Source organism: Bradyrhizobium sp. NAS80.1 (assembly GCF_001908205.1).
Lineage (GTDB): Bacteria > Pseudomonadota > Alphaproteobacteria > Rhizobiales > Xanthobacteraceae > Bradyrhizobium.
In genome coordinates, this window is the sequence record NZ_LGHL01000026.1 from 64,421 (window position 1) to 81,328 (window position 16,908).

A 16,908-nucleotide genomic window follows, 5' to 3' on the forward strand; every position below is an offset into this window, starting at 1 on the left:
AGTGGCCTTGACCGTAGTACATGCCGGAAGTCCCTTTAGCCACGCCGCCGGAGCAACGCGCAGGCAATGACAATCACGTTACCTGCCGCCGCGCGCGAACCCGACCACCCGATCGCCGATGGCCTGCCCGAGGTGCAGCGGCGCTGGGCGATCGCCGCCATCTTCACCGCACTGGCGATGGCCTCGCTCGACACCGCGATCGCCAATATCGCGCTGCCCGCCATTGCCGCCGACCTGCATGTCAGCCCGGAGCAATCGGTCTGGGTGGTCAACGTCTACCAGATCGCACTGGTGGCGACGCTGCTGCCGCTCGGCGCGCTCGGCGAGATCGTCGGGCACCAGCGCATCTATCTCGGCGGCCTCATCCTGTTCACCATCGCCTCGCTGTTCTGCGCGGTGGCGTGGTCGCTCGACAGCCTGCTGGTCGCACGCACGCTGCAAGGCATCGGCGCCAGCGGCATCATGAGCGTCAACACGGCGCTGGTGCGCTTCGTCTATCCCGGCCGGATGCAGGGCCGCGGCTTCGGTCATAACGCGCTCGTGGTCGCCACTGCCTTCACCTTCGGCCCCTCGATCGCTTCCGCCATCCTGGCGATCGGCCCGTGGCCCTGGCTGTTCGCCGTCAACATTCCCTTCGGCCTCGTCGCGATCGGCATCGGCTTTGCGATGCTGCCGAAGACGCCGCGGGCGGATCACGGGTTTGATTTCCTCGGCGCACTCCTCGCCGCGATCTGCCTCGGCCTGTTCATCACCGGGATCGGCAGCGCCGCGCATAATCTGTCGCCGACCCTCGTGGCGGTGGAGTTGGTCACAGCGCTCGTGCTCGGCTTCATCCTGACGCGGCGCCATTCGGACCATCCCGCGCCGATGCTGCCGATCGACCTGTTCAGCCGGCCGATGTTCGCGCTGTCGGCGGCGACGGCGGTCTGCTCCTTCGCAGTGCAGGGCCTCGCCTTTGTCTCGCTTCCCTTCTACTTTGAGGACGTGCTCGGCCGTTCGCAGGTCGAGACCGGCTTCTTCATGACGCCGTGGCCGCTGGTGGTCGGCATCATGGCGCCGATCGCCGGCCGCCTCTCCGATCGCCACGCAGTTGGATTGTTGGGCGGCATCGGACTGGTGCTGCTCGGCCTCGGCATGGCGCTGCTTGCGTTGCTTCCGGCCAGCCCGAGCATTCCTGACATCGTTTGGCGGATCATGATCTGCGGCATGGGGTTCGGCTTCTTCCAGGCGCCGAACATGAAGGCGATCATGTCAAGCGCACCGCCGCACCGCGGCGGTAGCGCCTCGGGCATCGTCGCTACCGCGCGTTTGACGGGACAGACGACCGGCGCAGCGCTCGCCGCGGCCTGCTTTGCCATGGCTGGACACAACGGCGCCACCGTCGCACTGGCGCTCGGCGCAGGCTTTGCCGCCCTCGGCAGCGTGATGAGCTTCTTGCGGCTGGCGGTGAAGTAAGCCCCTCAAGCCGGGTGTCGGACTGCCGTCGCCTCGATCATCGCCGGCGGGATGACGTTCTCGTCGTCGAGCGCAGCGAGGCGCGCGTCGATGGCATCGATGACCTTGCGCGAGAACGGTCCGAGATGCGCGTAAGCGGCGATCATCTGCACTGCGATCCGCGCCGATGACGTGTCGCGCTTGGCGCAGTTGAGGAAGGTTTGCCAGAGCGGCCCGCGCGCTTCCGGAATCGCCGTGACCACGCGGTGCACCGTCTCCATCGCCCCGATCCTGGCGCGGATATCGCCCTCGGCCAGCTCCTGGCGCTGCTTCGACCGGTCGAGCAGCGTCATCAGGCGGTCGATGCGGCTCGCATAGGCCGCCGGGCTATAGACGCGCTCCAGCACCGTCTTGTAGTCCATCAGGATGTCGCGCAACGGGCGGACCGGATCGAAGTTGATCCCGCCCATGCATTGGTCGGCACCGACCTTCGGCGTCAGATCGTGACCCGGATGCAGCCGGCCTTCGCGAGCGAGGCGGCGCGTGAGCTGCGTGTTCGGCAAGGCGTAGAGCAGGCCGACCATGCAGACGGGAATGGCCGCCTCTTCGATGAAATCGACCATGGCATCGGCCATCGCGACCTTCTCGCTGTCGAAGCCGACGATGAAGCCTGCGGTGACGAGCATTCCGGCGGCGTAGATCTTGTGGATGCTCTCGGCGATGTTGCGCCGCGTGTTCTGCTTCTTGCGCATCGCGACCAGCGTCGCGGGATCCGGACTTTCGATGCCGACGAAGATGCCGAAGAAATTCGCCGCACCCATTAGCTCCAGCAACTCGGGATCGTCGGCCAGATTGACCGAGGCCTCGGTCGACAGTTCGAAGGGATAGCCGTGGGCGCGCTGCCATTCGGCGAGCTTGGGCAGGAACTGCCGCAGCGATTTCTTGTTGCCGATGAAATTGTCGTCGACGAAGTCGAGATGGCCGCGGTAGCCCATCTGGTAGAGGGTCTCGAGCTCGACGAACATCTGCTCGGTCGTCTTGGTCCGCGGCACGCGTCCGTAGAGCTCGATAATGTCGCAGAACTCGCAGGTGAACGGACAGCCACGCGAGTACTGCACACCGAGATAGAGATAGTCCTCGAATTTGAGCAGGTCGAAGCGCGGCACCGGAGTTTTGGTGACGTCGGCCTGGAATTTCGGCGCGGTGAAGACGCCGGACCTTGCCCCGCTGTCCCAGGCAGCGATGAACTCCTCGATCACGCCTTCGGCCTCGCCGAGGACCTGGAAGTCCGCACTTTCGTAAATGTGGGGGCTGGAGGTGGGATCGGGACCGCCGACGACCACCGGCTTGCCGGCCTGGCGGCACAGCTCGATCAGGCGCAGCGTATCGACCTGCTGCGACAGCATTCCGCCGGTGAAGACGACGTCGGCCCAGGCAAGATCCTCGTCACCAAAGGGCGCCGTGTTGCAGTCGATCAGCCGGACCGTCCAGTCCTTGGGCAGCATCGCCGCGACGGTGATCAGGCCGAGGGGAGCAGCCGGGCGCCGGACGCCCATCAACTTGCAGGACTCACCAAAACTCCAGAACGACTCCGCGGTGAAGAGCGGATAGAGCATCAGCACGTTGCAGGGGCTTGGCACGTTGATGGAACTCCTTTTGGCGTGGACCCTAGTCTACCAAAGCAAATACGTCTTGCACCGGCAAATAGGACACACTGTCGCCTGCTCCCGCGTGGAAAACGCTGGACGTCGCTTTAAGCCGGACGTTTGCGGCCGGAGAGAGGCCGCGCCCCCCGCAGAGACCGGGCCAGGCGCAACACCGCCGGTCCCATAATCTTCCCGCACCCGTCAGATTCTTGAGAACCTAACCCTCACACTATTGATTTGAACAGTTCCAATTTGCCGGACACATTGCGCCCCTGAGTCCAGTCGGTGGATTGGCCAATCAGGGGACTTGCGATGGCAAACCTAACAATCAACGGAAAAACCTTCACCCTCGACGTCGAGCCGGATACCCCGCTGCTCTGGGCGATCCGCGAAAATGCCGGCCTGACCGGCACCAAATATGGTTGCGGCATTGCACAATGTGGCGCCTGCACCGTTCACATCGACGGCGTCGCCACCCGCTCCTGCGGGGTTTCGGTCGGCGAGGTCGCGGGCAAGAAGATCACCACGATAGAGGGGCTCGCCTCCGGCGACACGCTGCACAAGGTGCAGAAGGCCTGGATCGCCCAGGACGTACCGCAATGCGGCTATTGCCAGAGCGGCATGATCATGGCCGTGGCGTCGCTGCTGAACGAGAAGCCGAAGCCGACCGACGCCGATATCGACGCGGCCATCACCAATATCTGCCGCTGCGGCACCTTCCAGCAGGTGCGCGAGGCGATCCACACGATCGCAAGCGCCTAAGGAGCGGCCACATGAACAAGCACGTTTCTCCCAGAATGAACCGCCGAGCCTTCGTCATCGGAAGCGCTGCGCTCGGCACAGGCCTCGCAATCGGCCTCGACATCCCCTTCGGCGGACCGACCGTGGTTCGCGCCGCCGACGGCTCGCCCGAGGTCAATGCCTGGGTCGTGATTCGGCCCGACGACACCGTGGTGATCCGCGTCGCCCGCTCCGAGATGGGTCAGGGCTCGCTCACCGGCCTCGCCCAGCTCGTCGCCGAGGAGCTCGAATGCGACTGGTCGAAGGTCACGACCGAGTACCCGACCCCCGGCCAGAGCGTCGCCCGCAAGCGCGTCTGGGGCGACTTCTCGACCGGCGGCAGCCGCGGCATCCGCACCTCGCAGGAGTATGTCCGCAAGGGCGGCGCCACCGCGCGCCTGATGCTGATCCAGGCCGCCGCCGACGAGTGGAAGGTGCCGGCCTCCGAGTGCACCGTCGCCAACGGCGTCATCACCCACAAGGCCTCGGGCCGGACCACGACTTACGGCAAGGTCGCCGAGGCCGCGGCAAAGCTGACGCCGCCGGCTGAGGTCAAGCTCAAGGACCCGAAGGATTGGACCATCGCAGGCAAAGGCCTGCTACGGCTCGACACCGCCGACAAGACCACCGGCGCGATGGTGTACGGCATCGACGTCAAGCTGCCGGGCATGCTGAACGCCGCGATCAAGGACTGCCCGGTGTTCGGCGGCAAGGTGAAGAGCTTTGACGAAGCCAAAGTCGCCGGCATGAAAGGCGTCAAGAAAGTCGTCAAGGTCGGAGATTCCGCGGTCGCGGTCGTTGCCGACACCTGGTGGCACGCCAAGACCGCGCTGGAAGCGCTGCCGATCGTCTGGGACGAGGGCGACAACGCCAAGGTCTCGAGCGAATCGATCGCGAAGTGGCTGACCGAGGGCCTCGACAACGAGCAACCGGCCTATGTCGGCAACAAGAACGGCGACGCCAAGGCGGCGATTGCCGGCGCCGCCAAGAAGATCGAGGCCGTCTACAACTATCCTTACCAGAACCACGCCACGATGGAGCCGATGAACGCCACCGCGCTCTACACGGCGGACAAATGCGAGGTCTGGTGCGGCACACAGAATGGCGAGGCTGCGTTCGCGGCGGTGCTGGAAGCCTCGGGCCTGTCGGCGGACAAGTGCGACGTGCACAAGTTGATGCTCGGCGGCGGCTTCGGCCGGCGCGGCATGACGGACTATGTCCGCCAGGCCGTCGAGATCGCCAAGCAGATGCCGGGCACGCCGGTCAAGCTGTTGTGGTCTCGCGAAGAGGACATGACGCACGGCAAATATCACCCGGTCACCCAGTGCAAGCTGACCGGCGCGTTCGATGCCAACAACAACCTGGTCGCGCTGCACTACCGCCTGTCCGGGCAGTCGATCCTGTTCTCGCTCCGCCCCGAAGCGCTGCAGAACGGCATGGATCCGGCCGCATTCCAGGGCGTCGCCCAATCCGGCGAGGCCGTGTTCGGCTACTCGGTGCCGAACCTCCTGATCGAGCACTCGATGCGCAACCCGCACGTTCCGCCCGGCTTCTGGCGCGGCGTGAATGTCAATCACAACGCGATCTACATGGAATGCTTCATGGACGAGCTGGCCCATGCCGCAGGCCAGGACCCGCTCGAATTCCGCCGCAAGCTGATGGGCAATCACCCCAAGCATCTGGCGGTGCTCAATGCCGTCGCCGAGAAGATCGGCTGGAGCAAGCCGGCGCCGCAGGGCGTCTATCGCGGCATCGCGCAGGTGATGGGCTATGCCAGCTATGTCGCCGGCGCCGCCGAAATCTCGGTGATCGACGGCACCAAGATCAAGGTGCATCGCATCGTCGCCTCCACCGATCCCGGCTACATCGTCAATCCGGCGCAGGTGGAACGGCAGATCGCGGGCTCCTTCGTCTATGGCCTCTCGGCGCTGTTCTACGGCGGCTGCACCGTCAAGGACGGCCGCATCGAGCAAACCAACTTCGACACCTACAACTCGATGCGCATCAACGAGATGCCGAAGGTGGAGGCGGTGATGGTGCCGAGCGGCGGATTCTGGGGCGGCGTCGGCGAGCCGACCATCGGCGTCGCAGCCCCCGCGGTGCTCAACGCCTATTTCGCGGCGACCGGCAAACGCATCCGCTCGGTGCCGCTGCGCGACCAGAACATCACCTTCGCCTAAGAAACGCCGCGGCGGCCACAACGGCCGCCGCGGCACTTTCCGGATGAAGTTCATGAATGCGCCGGTGACACGGCGGAATGCCGTCCTCGGCATCACCGCCGCGGCCACATCGTTAGCCGTTCCTTCGATCCTGCGTGCGCAATCGGCAGGCCGCGTTGTCGTGATCGGCGGCGGGTTCGGGGGCGCGGCCTGTGCTCGCGCGCTCAAACGTGCGCAAGCGAGCTTGCAGGTCGCCCTCATCGAACCCAACAAGGTGTTCACCGCCTGCCCCTTCAGCAATGAAGTGATCGCCGGCATGCGCGAGATCGAGGCGCAACAGTTCGGCCATGACAAGCTCGCCGCCGAGGGTGTCACCGTCGTCGCCCAGGCTGCGACGACCATCGACACGCAAAAGCGCATCGTGACGACGGCGGATGGCACCGCGCTTGCCTATGACCGCCTCGTTCTCTCACCCGGCATCGACTTTCATATCGAAGCCCTGCCCGGCTACGATGACGCCGCGGCGGAGAAGATGCCGCACGCCTGGAAGGCCGGCGCGCAGACGCTTCTCTTGCGGAAGCAACTGGAGGCAATGGACGATGGCGGCCTCTTTGCGATCGCGATCCCCGCCAATCCCTCGCGCTGCCCGCCCGCGCCTTACGAGCGCGCCAGCCTGATCGCGCACTACCTGAAGACGAAGAAGCCGCGCTCGAAAGTGCTGATCCTCGATGCCAAGGACAATTTTTCCCAGCAGCGGCTGTTCGAGAAGGCGTGGAAGGAGCTTTACGGCGACATGATCGAGCGCATCGCCCTGTCGCAAGGCGGCCGTGTGACCTCGGTCGATCCCGCGACCAGAACCATCGTCACCGAATTCGGCAACTACACGCCTGACGTCGCCAATGTCATCCCGCCGCAGCGCGCCGGGCGCATCGCTGCGACCGCGGGCGTCGCGGATGCGACCGGCTGGTGCCCGATCGATCCCGCCACCTTCGAGTCGAAGCTCGTCAAAGACATCCATGTCATCGGCGACGCCTGCCTCGGCGGCGGCATCCCCAAATCGGCATCCGCTGCAAGCGCCCAGGGCAAGGCCTGCGCCGCCGCCATCGTCAGCCTGCTCTCGGGTCGTGCGCCTGAGGCGCCACGGCTGACCGGCGTCTGCTACAACACCGTCGCGCCCGGTTACGGCATTTCGCTCACCGGCAACTACCAGCCCAGGGGCGACATCTTTGCCGAGGTCGAGGGCGGCGCCACGAGCCCGGTCGATGCGCCGCGCGAGCTGCGCGCCCGCGAGGCGACTGATGCCGAGCGCTGGTTTCAAACCATCACGGCGGACACCTTTGGCTAGATCATCCGTCCATATCGCAGCGCTGATCGCCGCCAGTCTCGCCTTCGCCTGCGCTGCGAGCGCTGACGAGCTTGCGTCCTACAAGATCGTCGGCGACGGCATTCCGGAACCACTCACGGGCTCGCCCGGCGACGGCGTGCGTGGCCGCGCGCTTGTGCTTGCGCGCACCACCACCTGCATCCTCTGCCATTCCGGCCCGTTCCCGGAAACGCGGTTCCAGGGCGACCTGGCCCCTGACCTCACCGGCGCCGGGAACCGCTCGACGACGAGCCAGTTGCGGCTTCGACTGGTCGATGCGTCGCGCTTCAACCCGGAGACCATCATGCCGTCCTTTTATCGCATGGGCGGCTTGGTACGCGTCGGGCGCAATTTCGCCGGCAAGCCGATATTGTCGGCCGCGGAGATCGAGGACATCGTGGCTTTTCTTGCAACGCTTCGGGACTAGGCCTGTTCATGCAAACCACGCGACGACAATTCCTGAGCCTTGCCGGAGGCGTCACGGCGGCCGGCACGATCCCGATCGTCACGCTGCGGCCGCTCGAGGCGACACCGGCGATGCTCAACACGGCAATCCGCAACGTCGTCGGTGAGGCACCAATTCGCACCGGAAAGGTGAAGCTCGACATTCCGCCGCTGGTCGAGAACGGCAACACGGTGCCGATGACAGTGAGCGTCGCAAGCCCGATGACGGCGGACGACTACGTCAAGAGCATCCACGTCTTCAACGAGAAGAACCCGCAGCCGAACATCGGCAATTTCCATCTCGGCCCCTCCTCCGGCCGCGCCCAGGTCTCGACCCGGATCCGGCTCGCTGATACCCAGAAGGTGGTCGCGATCGCCCGCCTCTCCGACGACACGTTCTGGCAGGTCGCAGCCGACATCGTCGTGACGCTGGCCGCCTGTACCGAGGAGGTGAACTGATGGCCGCCCTCATCAACGTTCCAGCTAAAGCCAAACGCGGCGCCATCATCGAGATCCGGACGCTGACCTCGCACATCATGGAGACCGGCTTCCGCCACACCGCTGCCGGCGACGTCGTGCCGCGCGACATCATCACGAGCTTCACCTGCCGCTACAACGGCGCCGAGATCTTTCGCGCCGATCTCTTTCCGGCGATCGCCGCCAATCCATATTTGTCTTTCTTCACGGTCGCCAAGGAGAGCGGCAAGTTCGAGTTCGAGTGGATTGGCGACAACGGCTATTCGTCCACCGCGTCGGCATCGATCACGGTCGAATGATCTTTTGGCGGGCCATAGCGGCGGCAACTCTGTTTGCCACGACCCCGGCCTTGCTCGCCGGCGAAATCCCGCCCGACGCGCGCCGCTCGGGCTACGCCTTCATGGGGCCGGACACGCAGGCGATGCAGGATGACGACACCATCAATCCAGGCATGCTGTTCGTGCTCGATGGCGAGGCGCTGTGGGGAAGGAAGAGCGGCAGTGCGAACAAAGCCTGCGCGGATTGCCATGGCGATGCACGCAGCAGCATGAAGGGCGTCGCGGCACGCTACCCCGCCTTCGACAAGGCGAGCGGGCGCCCCGTCACGCTCGACCAGCGCATCAACCTCTGCCGTGCCAATCACCAGCAGGCGACGCCGCTGCCCTATGAGAGCCGCGACCTGCTGGCACTGTCCGCTTTCGTCGCCCACCAATCGCGCGGCGTCGCAATCACGGCCGGCGATGATCCGCAACTGAAGCCCTTCATCGAACAGGGACGCGACCTCTTCATGCAGCGCGAGGGACAGCTCAACCTCGCCTGCACCAATTGCCACGACGACAACTTCAACAAGCGTCTTGCCGGCGCGCCGATCACGCAGGGGCAGCCAACCGGCTATCCGCTCTACCGCCTGGAGTGGCAGACGCTGGGATCCCTGGAGCGGCGGCTGCGCAGTTGCATGAGCGGCGTCCGCGCCCAGGCCTATGATTATGGCTCGCCCGAGCTGGTCGCGCTCGAACTCTACCTGATGTCACGGGCGCGCGGCCTGCCAATGGAGACACCGGCCGTGCGTCCCTGATCCGGAGATTAGGACTAGGCAGGCGCGACATGGTCGCTAGTATCCTTCCCAAAGAAAATGAGCCAAAGGGAGGGACTTGAAGTGACCAACCACAACATCTCGCGCCGTACGCTGTTGACTGGCACTGCCGCGGCTGGCGCGCTCAGCCTGACCGGAATGCCGGCGCGCGCCGAGGTCAACTGGAAGAAGTACGCCGGGACCAAGCTGGAGGTGATCCTCGCCAAGGGCCCCCGCGGCGACAACCTGCAGAAATACGTCAAGGAGTTCACCGACCTCACCGGCATCCAGGTTGAATCCGAACAGATTCCCGAGCAGCAACAACGCCAGAAATGCGTCATCGAGCTCACCTCGGGCCGGCCGAGCTTCGACGTCGTCCATCTCAGCTATCACGTGCAGAAGCGGCAGTTCGAGAAGGCCGGCTGGCTCGCCGACATGACGCCCTATATGAAGGACCCGACGCTGACCGCGCCCGACCTCGTCGAGAGCGACTTCTCGGCGGCCGGCCTGCAATACGCCAAGAACGACAAGGGCCAGATGCTGTCGCTGCCCTGGTCGGTCGACTATTTCATCCTCTACTACAACAAGGAGCTGTTCCAGAAGAAGGGTGTCCCCGTGCCCAAGACGCTGGACGAGATGGTCACGGCTGCCGAAAAACTCACCGATACCAAGGAAGGCACCTACGGCTTCGTCGGGCGCGGCTTGCGTAACGCCAACATGACGTTGTGGACCAACTTCTTCCTCAACTATGGCGGCGAATTCCTCGACGCCAAGGGCAACATCCTCACGGACGGTCCGGAAGCGATCGCGGCGACAAAACTCTATCAGACGCTGCTGACGAAAGTCGCTCCGCCCGGCGTCGCCGGCTTCAACTGGATGGAGTCGATGGCCTCGTTCACACAAGGACGTTCGGCGATGTGGATCGACGGTGTCGGTTGGGCGCCACCGCTGGAAGATCCGGCCGCCTCACGCGTCGTCGGCAAGGTCGGCTACACCGTCGTGCCGGCCGGACCGAAGGGCCAGTATTCGGCCACCTATGGCGACGGCATCGGCATTGCCGCAGCGAGCAAGAACAAGGAAGCCGCTTATCTGCTTTGCCAGTGGGTCGTCTCGAAGACGCAAGGAGCACGGCTGCTGCAGGCCGGCGGCGGCGTGCCGTTCCGCAACTCGATCCTGAACGATGCGGAGGTCCAGAAGGGCGTCAAGATGCCCAAGGAGTGGCTGCAGTCCGTGATCGATTCCGGCAAGATCAGCAAGCTCGGCCTTCCCGTGGTCATTCCGGTCGCCGAGTTCCGCGATATCGTCGGCGCGGCGCTCACCGCGACCCTGTCCGGCGCCGATCCTGCGACTGAACTGAAGAAGGCCAACGATCAGTACCGGCCGATCCTGGAGCGCAGCGAAAAGGCGTGAGTGCGTTGACACAATCGTCTCCGGCCGCGGCACAGTCAGGTGCCGCGCCGGAGAAGGAGTTGCGGCCACCGTCCTACTGGCCGTTCGTGGTGCCGGCGCTGGTCGTCGTGCTCGCCATCATCATTTTCCCATGGGTGTTCACGATCTGGATGAGCCTGAATGAGTGGAAGGTCGGCTCGCCGACCACCTTCGTTGGGCTCTCCAACTATCTGCGGCTGACGGGCGATCCCCGCTTCATCGAGGCCATCGGACATACACTGGTTTACACCGTGCTGTCCGTGCTGCTGCCACTCGTGCTTGGCACGCTCGCAGCCGTCGTGTTTCACCAGAAATTCGCCGGCCGCGGCTTCCTGCGCGGCATCTTCATCATGCCGATGATGGCAACGCCCGTCGCGATTGCGCTGGTCTGGACCATGATGTTCCACCCGCAGCTCGGGGTGCTGAACTACCTGCTGTCGCTGGTCGGTATCTCGCCGCAGCTCTGGGTCTTTCATCCCGCAACCGTCATCCCGTCGCTGGTGCTGGTCGAAACCTGGCAATGGACGCCGCTCGTGATGCTGATCGTGCTCGGCGGCCTCGCCGCGATCCCGACCGAGCCCTATGAGAGCGCACAGATCGACGGTGCGAACTTCTGGCAGGTGTTCCGCTTCATCACCCTGCCGCTGATCATGCCATTCCTGTTCATCGCCGGCATGATCCGCATGATAGACGCGGTGAAGAGTTTTGACATCATCTTCGCGATCACGCAGGGCGGACCCGGCTCGGCGTCGGAGACGATAAACATCTATCTCTACAGCGTCGCCTTCACCTATTACGACCTCGGCTACGGCTCGGCGATCGCCGTGGTGTTCTTCCTGCTGATAGTCCTGCTTGCGGCCGTGATGCTCTACGCCCGCCAGCGCATGCTGTGGACCGAAATCGCGAGCGGCGCATGACCCCACGTCAGATCATCGGCAGGATCGGCTTGTGGTTCGCGGTGTTCGTCATCGTGTCCCCGGCGATCCTGTTCTTCCTCTGGATGGCGTCGCTGTCACTCAAGTTCGAGGTCGACAATGCCGCCTACCCGCCGGTGTTCATCCCCGAGCATTTCGCGTGGAAGAACTATGCCGACGTGCTCGCCTCCAACCGCTTCCTGACCTATTTCATCAACAGCCTGATCGTCACCGGTAGCGCGACCGCGCTGGCGCTGCTCGTCGGCGTCCCCGCCGGCTATGGCATCGCGCGCATGGCCGCGCATAAATCCGCGATCGTGATCCTGATCGCTCGTATCACGCCCGGCCTGTCCTATCTGATCCCGCTCTTCCTGCTGTTTCAGTGGCTCGGATTACTCGGCACGCTGGTGCCGCAAATCATCATCCACCTCGTGGTGACGGTGCCGATCGTGATCTGGATCATGATCGGCTATTTCGAGACCACGCCGATGGAGCTGGAAGAAGCCGCATTGATCGACGGCGCCACGCGCTGGCAGGTGTTCCGCCACGTCGCTCTTCCGATCGCCCGGCCCGGCATCGCGGTCGCCTTCATCCTGGCCGTGATCTTCTCCTGGAACAACTTTGTGTTCGGCATCGTGCTGGCGGGACGCGAGACACGCACCCTGCCCGTTGCCGTCTACAACATGATCTCGTTCGACCAGCTGAGCTGGGGGCCGCTCGCCGCTGCCGCTCTGATCGTCACCTTCCCGGTGCTGCTGCTGACGGTGCTGGCCCAGCGGCAGATCGTCGCCGGGCTCACTGCGGGCGCGGTGAAAGGCGGATAAGCACACCTCATCGTCAGCCGGCCAAGCCGAACGAGCGATGAGGCCAGCCGCCGCGCATGCAGAACGATCCCAAGGAAGACAAGGCCTGGTTCTTTGCGCGGGCCTGTTGTCCGTAAGCGGCCGATCAACGAGAGGCTCGTGCCCCGCTCCAGTATCCCATGGTTAACGGCCGCCCAGACTAGCTGTCATTCTCCTTAGACATGCATCAACGCTTTTGGCTTAGACCGCCCATCTTCGCCGCGTAGCCGGATCCTTGGCTCGCGGCTTGCACACTTCGTCGCATCGTTGTTCTCAGGGAAGAGAGTGGTCTGAAATGACACAGTTAGTCTCCCGCTTCGAGACAGGCGGGGCGGCGGCCGCCCGAGCGCAGCTCGTTTCCATCCAATATCTGCGGGCGCTGGCCGCGCTGATGGTCCTCGTCACCCACGCGCTGTACTGGCCACTCGAGAGCCGCAATGAGGCCCTGCTCATCACCGGCCGGCTCGGCGTGGAGATCTTCTTCGTGCTCAGCGGCTTCATCATCACGGTGATCGGAGGAGAAGCGCGCTTCGAGCCGGTCGCCTTCGCCCGCAACCGGATCATGCGCATCGTGCCGATGTACTGGCTTGCGACCTTCCTGGTGGTCGGTCTCGCAACCGCCAGTCCGAGCAGCTTTCTCACCACTGTGCCGACGACCGAGGGCATCATCAAGTCGCTCCTGTTCATTCCATCCGATGTGCCGAAGGCGCCGCTCTTGCGTCTCGGCTGGACGCTGGACTACGAGGCCTTCTTCTATTTGGTATTCGGGAGCCTGTTCTTCGTGAGGTCGGCGAGCCGTACCGCGCTGCTTGCTGTCCTCTTTGTCGGTCTGATCGTCATTGGGCGGGTGATCGACCACCCGTCCCATCTCCAGGATTTTTATACGAGCCCCAGCCTGCTCGGCTTCCTCGTCGGCGCCGGCGTCGGCCGGCTCTATCAACTCGGCTTGCTGCAGCGGCTTGGTCGTACCCATGTCCTCGGTCTGCTCGCCGCCGGCGCGCTGTCGCTTGTCATCCTGTACCGGACCGATCCGGAGATGCATCTGCTGTTGTTCCATATGTCGATGTCGTTTGGCGCCATGACCATCGTCACCGCCGTGATCTGGGCCGAAGAAGCTGGGCGCCTGCCGGTCGTTCCGGTCTTCCGCTTCCTCGGCGACGCATCCTATTCGCTGTACCTCTTCCACTTCTTCGCCATGGCTGCGACCTGGGCGATCGGACGGAAGCTGTTTGGCCCGGTCAGCGCATTGAACTATGCGCCCTTGGCCATTGCAGCGATCGCCGCCGGCCTCATCGTCGGATGCCTTGCCTACTGGTATCTGGAGCGGCCGATCCTTAACTGGACACGGCAGCGGCGCCGCCCGGCAGCCGTGACGCAAGGAAGCGCGCCGTGATCGTCCGTCGGCGCGATCTGCTGCTCGGCGGCAGCATCGCCGCGGGCGCCGCGCTGTTGCCCACCTCCCTTCTCGCCCTCGCTGCACCGAATGCCGAGATGGTTGCGCGCAGCGTCGTCTCGCCGGGCAACACCACGCGCCTGAAGCGGGTATTTGCCAAGGCGGCACGAGGCGAGCCGGTCACGCTCGGTTTCATCGGCGGCTCGATCACCCAGGGATCGCTGGCGTCCGAGCCGTCGCGAAACTATGCATCGCAAATTGCAGCCTGGTGGGGCCAACGCTTCCCCAATGCGTCCCTCTCCGTGGTCAATGCCGGACTTGCGGGCACCGGTTCGCTGCTGGGCGCGTTTCGCGTCGGCGCCGATCTGTTGTCCAAGGACCCGGATCTCGTGATCGTCGAATTCAGTGTCAACGATGCCTCCGCCGATGCGGACGCCTACGAGGGATTGTTGCGGCAGATCCTTGACCACCGCACTGCGCCGGCCGCGCTGCTGCTGTTCATGATGTGGGAGAAGGGCGGCAACATGCAATCGATGCAGGCGCCGATCGGCCGGCACTACGACCTGCCGATGATCAGCTTCCGCGACGCGCTGTGGCCGGAGATGGAGGCCGGACGGCTCGCCTGGCGCGACGTGATCGTGGACGTGGTTCATCCCAATGATCTTGGCCATCGCTATGCTGCCAGCTTCTGCACGAATTTCTTCGAGAAGGTGTTGCGGCAGCAGGCGGCGACGCGCGGCGCATTCACCCTCGACCAGTTGCCGGCGCCGCTTGGATCGTCGCTCTATGAGCATGTCGGGTTGATGCCGGCGACCGACTTCGCTCCCATCGATCGCGACGGGTGGGAATTGACCCGCTCGCAGATCTGGGGGCCGATCTGGGCCATCACACAAAGCACCGCTCGCTTCGAGCTCGACTGCAAGGCGTGTGGCATTGCGCTCATCGTCAGCGGCCGCGCCTCTACGCTGCTCGAGAGATCGATGCTCACGATCGACGGCGTCGCGGTCCGGCCTATGGAGGCGCCCAATTTCCTCGACCGGGACACCATCGTCCTCGCAACCGAGCTGCCGAACAGCCATCACAGCTTGCGGCTGGAGACGACGGATTTCCCCTCATCCGCATTCGGCAACAGCGGACTGCGCGCACTCGGTCTGTTCGACGACCCTAGGGCGGACTGACCGACCTGCAGAAACAGCGAAATCTATCGACCGACCGTTAACCTTCGACGCCATGACGAAGCGGCCGGGTCGCTTGCATCACCGGCCGCAATTGCAGATCTCGGCTGTCTATTCCGCCGGCGCGACGTGCATCTCCGGATGCGCGGCATAGTGCTCGCTGGCGCCGAGCTTGCTCGCCGCGAACAGGCCGGCAGCCATCGCGGCATAGGCGAGCGCCACGGCTGGCGTCACACCAAAACCGCCGCCGATGCCGACGGCTTCGCCGTGCATGAAGCCGAAGTAAGTCAGGACGGCACCGGCCAGCGCGAAGCTTGATGCCTTCTCGAAGTCGCGTTCGATGATGAAGACACCGATCGCGCCCAGGATGAGGCCGCCGAGGATGGAGCCACCGCCCATCACTTCGAGCCCGTGATAGAACACGCCCTGCTGCGGCAGCGCGGCCACCGCCGCGGCCTTGACCGCATCGGCCTTGTCGGCGGCCATGCCGCCGACCGTCGCTGCCGCCGTCATGGTCGAGGCCAGCATCGTGTCGATCTGGAGCTTCGCCCAGGCCGCCAGATGCGGCGTCAACGCCAGCACGATTGCAGGCGCGTGCTTGACCGGCGTGGTCTGGAACGCCTGCGCACCGATGAGCATGCCGATGTAGAGCAGGATCGGCGAGATCGCGACAACAGGCACGAGCGCGAGCAGCACCGAGATGATGCCGAACCATGCAAGCACGACCACCATGATGCCGGTCGCAGCCGAATAACCGATGCGGCCGCCCATCGCCTTCCAGCCGGGATGGCCGATATAGACCGCGTTGATGAAGGGATTGCCCATCAGGCAGCCGATCAGGCTGACGACACCGTCGGCGGTGAGCACCCGCGTGGTCGGATATTCGTCGCCGGCCGCTTCCGCGCTCTCCACATTGTCCATGGCCTCGACGAGATCGTAGATACCGAACGGGATGGCGGTGACGAGGATGATGCCGAGGTATTCGAAGCCGGAGAACATGTAGCCCACGGCAGGAAGCGGCACCGAGAAGCCGAAATTGGCGAACGCCGCACCGACGCCCGCGATGCTCAAGCCACCGAGACCGAGCCCAAACAGGTTCGAGCCCCAAGCGATGATCATGCCTACGGCAATGGCGACGAGGCCGGCGGGAATGCCCCTCGGATATTTCACGCCGCCAAACCAGCTCACAAGGATGATGGCGAAGCAGACGAGACCGATCTGCGGCGTCATGTACATCTCGAGCGCGGGGCGCATCGCGATGAAAGTCACGGAGACACCGGCGAGCGTGCCGAGCAGCGCCGCGCGCGGCGTGATCTTCCGAATGAACGGCGCAATGAAGCCGCCGATCATGAGGATGAAGCTTTGGAAGAACACCCAGACGAGGCCGGCCGACCAACCCTTGAGCGGATCACCGGTCCTGAGCGTGATCGGCAGCATGATCACGAAGGTGACGATGAACATATGTGGCACGCTGACACCGGATGGCAGCGCACAGACGTCGTTGCGACCGGTCTTCTGCGCGAGGCGATAGGCGAGGAACGCGTAGTAGAAGGTCGACAGGCACATCATCAGCCCGAGCGCGGGCAGGATGCGGCCGAACACGAGACTGTCCGGCATCTTCAGGACGAAGCGCAACAGCCCCGTGAGCACCAGCATGTTGACGAGGATGTTGGTGCCGAAGCCGAAAAACGCGTTCCAGTCGCCCGATGTCCATAGTGCCGGCTTGAACTCGGACATGTTCATCTCGGATTTGCCGGCCGTCCCCGTCAATGTGCTCATGA

The 16,908-nt window shown here is 64.4% G+C and carries 15 protein-coding genes; 13 read left to right on the plus strand and 2 right to left on the minus strand.

Translation table 11 applies throughout. The features are described 5' to 3' along the window. Positions 1 to 66: 66 nt before the first annotated feature. Positions 67 to 1,455: an MFS transporter gene (locus AC629_RS06770; RefSeq protein ID WP_084803957.1), complete on the plus strand. Its 1,389-nt coding sequence runs from the start codon at positions 67 to 69 to the stop codon at positions 1,453 to 1,455. Positions 1,456 to 1,460: 5 nt separating this feature from the next. On the opposite strand, the gene AC629_RS06775 is transcribed toward AC629_RS06770, so the two are convergent. Beyond that, on the minus strand, positions 1,461 to 3,080 hold the full coding sequence (locus tag AC629_RS06775; RefSeq protein ID WP_084803958.1) for a B12-binding domain-containing radical SAM protein: 1,620 nt from the start codon (positions 3,078 to 3,080) through the stop codon (positions 1,461 to 1,463). A gap of 312 nt (positions 3,081 to 3,392) precedes the next feature. Here AC629_RS06775 and AC629_RS06780 point away from each other — a divergent pair, with 312 nt between their 5' ends. From AC629_RS06780 to AC629_RS06835, 12 genes are all read left to right on the plus strand, one after another. Further along, positions 3,393 to 3,842 (plus strand): (2Fe-2S)-binding protein, encoded by a 450-nt coding sequence (locus tag AC629_RS06780; RefSeq protein WP_084803959.1) that lies wholly within the window; start codon positions 3,393 to 3,395, stop codon positions 3,840 to 3,842. 11 nt (positions 3,843 to 3,853) lie between these two features. Further along, complete coding sequence (locus AC629_RS06785; protein ID WP_084803960.1) at positions 3,854 to 6,040, plus strand: xanthine dehydrogenase family protein molybdopterin-binding subunit; 2,187 nt, start codon at positions 3,854 to 3,856, stop codon at positions 6,038 to 6,040. Positions 6,041 to 6,092: 52 nt separating this feature from the next. Continuing rightward, positions 6,093 to 7,364: an NAD(P)/FAD-dependent oxidoreductase gene (locus tag AC629_RS06790; RefSeq protein WP_084804002.1), complete on the plus strand. Its 1,272-nt coding sequence runs from the start codon at positions 6,093 to 6,095 to the stop codon at positions 7,362 to 7,364. Then, positions 7,357 to 7,809 (plus strand): sulfur oxidation c-type cytochrome SoxX, encoded by a 453-nt coding sequence (gene soxX / locus AC629_RS06795; protein WP_084803961.1) that lies wholly within the window; start codon positions 7,357 to 7,359, stop codon positions 7,807 to 7,809. The genes AC629_RS06790 and soxX overlap by 8 nt, the downstream gene beginning before the upstream one ends. A gap of 8 nt (positions 7,810 to 7,817) precedes the next feature. Further along, complete coding sequence (locus AC629_RS06800) at positions 7,818 to 8,285, plus strand: SoxY-related AACIE arm protein (protein ID WP_084803962.1); 468 nt, start codon at positions 7,818 to 7,820, stop codon at positions 8,283 to 8,285. Further along, positions 8,285 to 8,602, plus strand: a complete 318-nt coding sequence (gene soxZ, locus AC629_RS06805) for a thiosulfate oxidation carrier complex protein SoxZ (protein ID WP_084803963.1) — start codon at positions 8,285 to 8,287, stop codon at positions 8,600 to 8,602. The genes AC629_RS06800 and soxZ overlap by 1 nt, the downstream gene beginning before the upstream one ends. After that, positions 8,599 to 9,378: a sulfur oxidation c-type cytochrome SoxA gene (soxA, locus tag AC629_RS06810; RefSeq protein ID WP_084803964.1), complete on the plus strand. Its 780-nt coding sequence runs from the start codon at positions 8,599 to 8,601 to the stop codon at positions 9,376 to 9,378. Before soxZ ends, soxA begins: the two co-directional genes overlap by 4 nt. 57 nt (positions 9,379 to 9,435) lie before the next feature. Further along, positions 9,436 to 10,785: an ABC transporter substrate-binding protein gene (locus AC629_RS06815; protein WP_084803965.1), complete on the plus strand. Its 1,350-nt coding sequence runs from the start codon at positions 9,436 to 9,438 to the stop codon at positions 10,783 to 10,785. Then, positions 10,782 to 11,720, plus strand: coding sequence for a carbohydrate ABC transporter permease (locus tag AC629_RS06820; RefSeq protein WP_084803966.1), 939 nt, complete (start codon positions 10,782 to 10,784; stop codon positions 11,718 to 11,720). The genes AC629_RS06815 and AC629_RS06820 overlap by 4 nt, the downstream gene beginning before the upstream one ends. After that, positions 11,717 to 12,541: a carbohydrate ABC transporter permease gene (locus AC629_RS06825; RefSeq protein WP_084803967.1), complete on the plus strand. Its 825-nt coding sequence runs from the start codon at positions 11,717 to 11,719 to the stop codon at positions 12,539 to 12,541. The genes AC629_RS06820 and AC629_RS06825 overlap by 4 nt, the downstream gene beginning before the upstream one ends. Positions 12,542 to 12,854: 313 nt before the next feature. Beyond that, positions 12,855 to 13,952, plus strand: coding sequence for an acyltransferase family protein (locus tag AC629_RS06830; protein ID WP_084803968.1), 1,098 nt, complete (start codon positions 12,855 to 12,857; stop codon positions 13,950 to 13,952). Further along, positions 13,949 to 15,130, plus strand: coding sequence for an SGNH/GDSL hydrolase family protein (locus AC629_RS06835; protein WP_084803969.1), 1,182 nt, complete (start codon positions 13,949 to 13,951; stop codon positions 15,128 to 15,130). The genes AC629_RS06830 and AC629_RS06835 overlap by 4 nt, the downstream gene beginning before the upstream one ends. A gap of 108 nt (positions 15,131 to 15,238) precedes the next feature. Here the strand turns inward: AC629_RS06835 and AC629_RS06840 are convergent, their stop codons facing one another. Beyond that, the gene (locus AC629_RS06840) at positions 15,239 to 16,906 is read right to left on the minus strand and encodes a regulator (protein ID WP_084803970.1); all 1,668 of its coding nucleotides are present in this window, start codon (positions 16,904 to 16,906) and stop codon (positions 15,239 to 15,241) included. Positions 16,907 to 16,908: the final 2 nt, after the last annotated feature.

Coding starts and splice junctions, on each gene's coding strand:
- AC629_RS06770 (WP_084803957.1), top strand. CDS start 67: ATGACAATCACGTTACCTGCCGCCGCGCGCGAACCCGACCACCCGATC.
- AC629_RS06780 (WP_084803959.1), top strand. CDS start 3,393: ATGGCAAACCTAACAATCAACGGAAAAACCTTCACCCTCGACGTCGAG.
- AC629_RS06785 (WP_084803960.1), top strand. CDS start 3,854: ATGAACAAGCACGTTTCTCCCAGAATGAACCGCCGAGCCTTCGTCATC.
- AC629_RS06790 (WP_084804002.1), top strand. CDS start 6,093: ATGAATGCGCCGGTGACACGGCGGAATGCCGTCCTCGGCATCACCGCC.
- AC629_RS06800 (WP_084803962.1), top strand. CDS start 7,818: ATGCAAACCACGCGACGACAATTCCTGAGCCTTGCCGGAGGCGTCACG.
- soxZ (WP_084803963.1), top strand. CDS start 8,285: ATGGCCGCCCTCATCAACGTTCCAGCTAAAGCCAAACGCGGCGCCATC.
- soxA (WP_084803964.1), top strand. CDS start 8,599: ATGATCTTTTGGCGGGCCATAGCGGCGGCAACTCTGTTTGCCACGACC.
- AC629_RS06815 (WP_084803965.1), top strand. CDS start 9,436: ATGAGCCAAAGGGAGGGACTTGAAGTGACCAACCACAACATCTCGCGC.
- AC629_RS06825 (WP_084803967.1), top strand. CDS start 11,717: ATGACCCCACGTCAGATCATCGGCAGGATCGGCTTGTGGTTCGCGGTG.
- AC629_RS06830 (WP_084803968.1), top strand. CDS start 12,855: ATGACACAGTTAGTCTCCCGCTTCGAGACAGGCGGGGCGGCGGCCGCC.
- AC629_RS06840 (WP_084803970.1), bottom strand. CDS start 16,906: ATGAGCACATTGACGGGGACGGCCGGCAAATCCGAGATGAACATGTCC.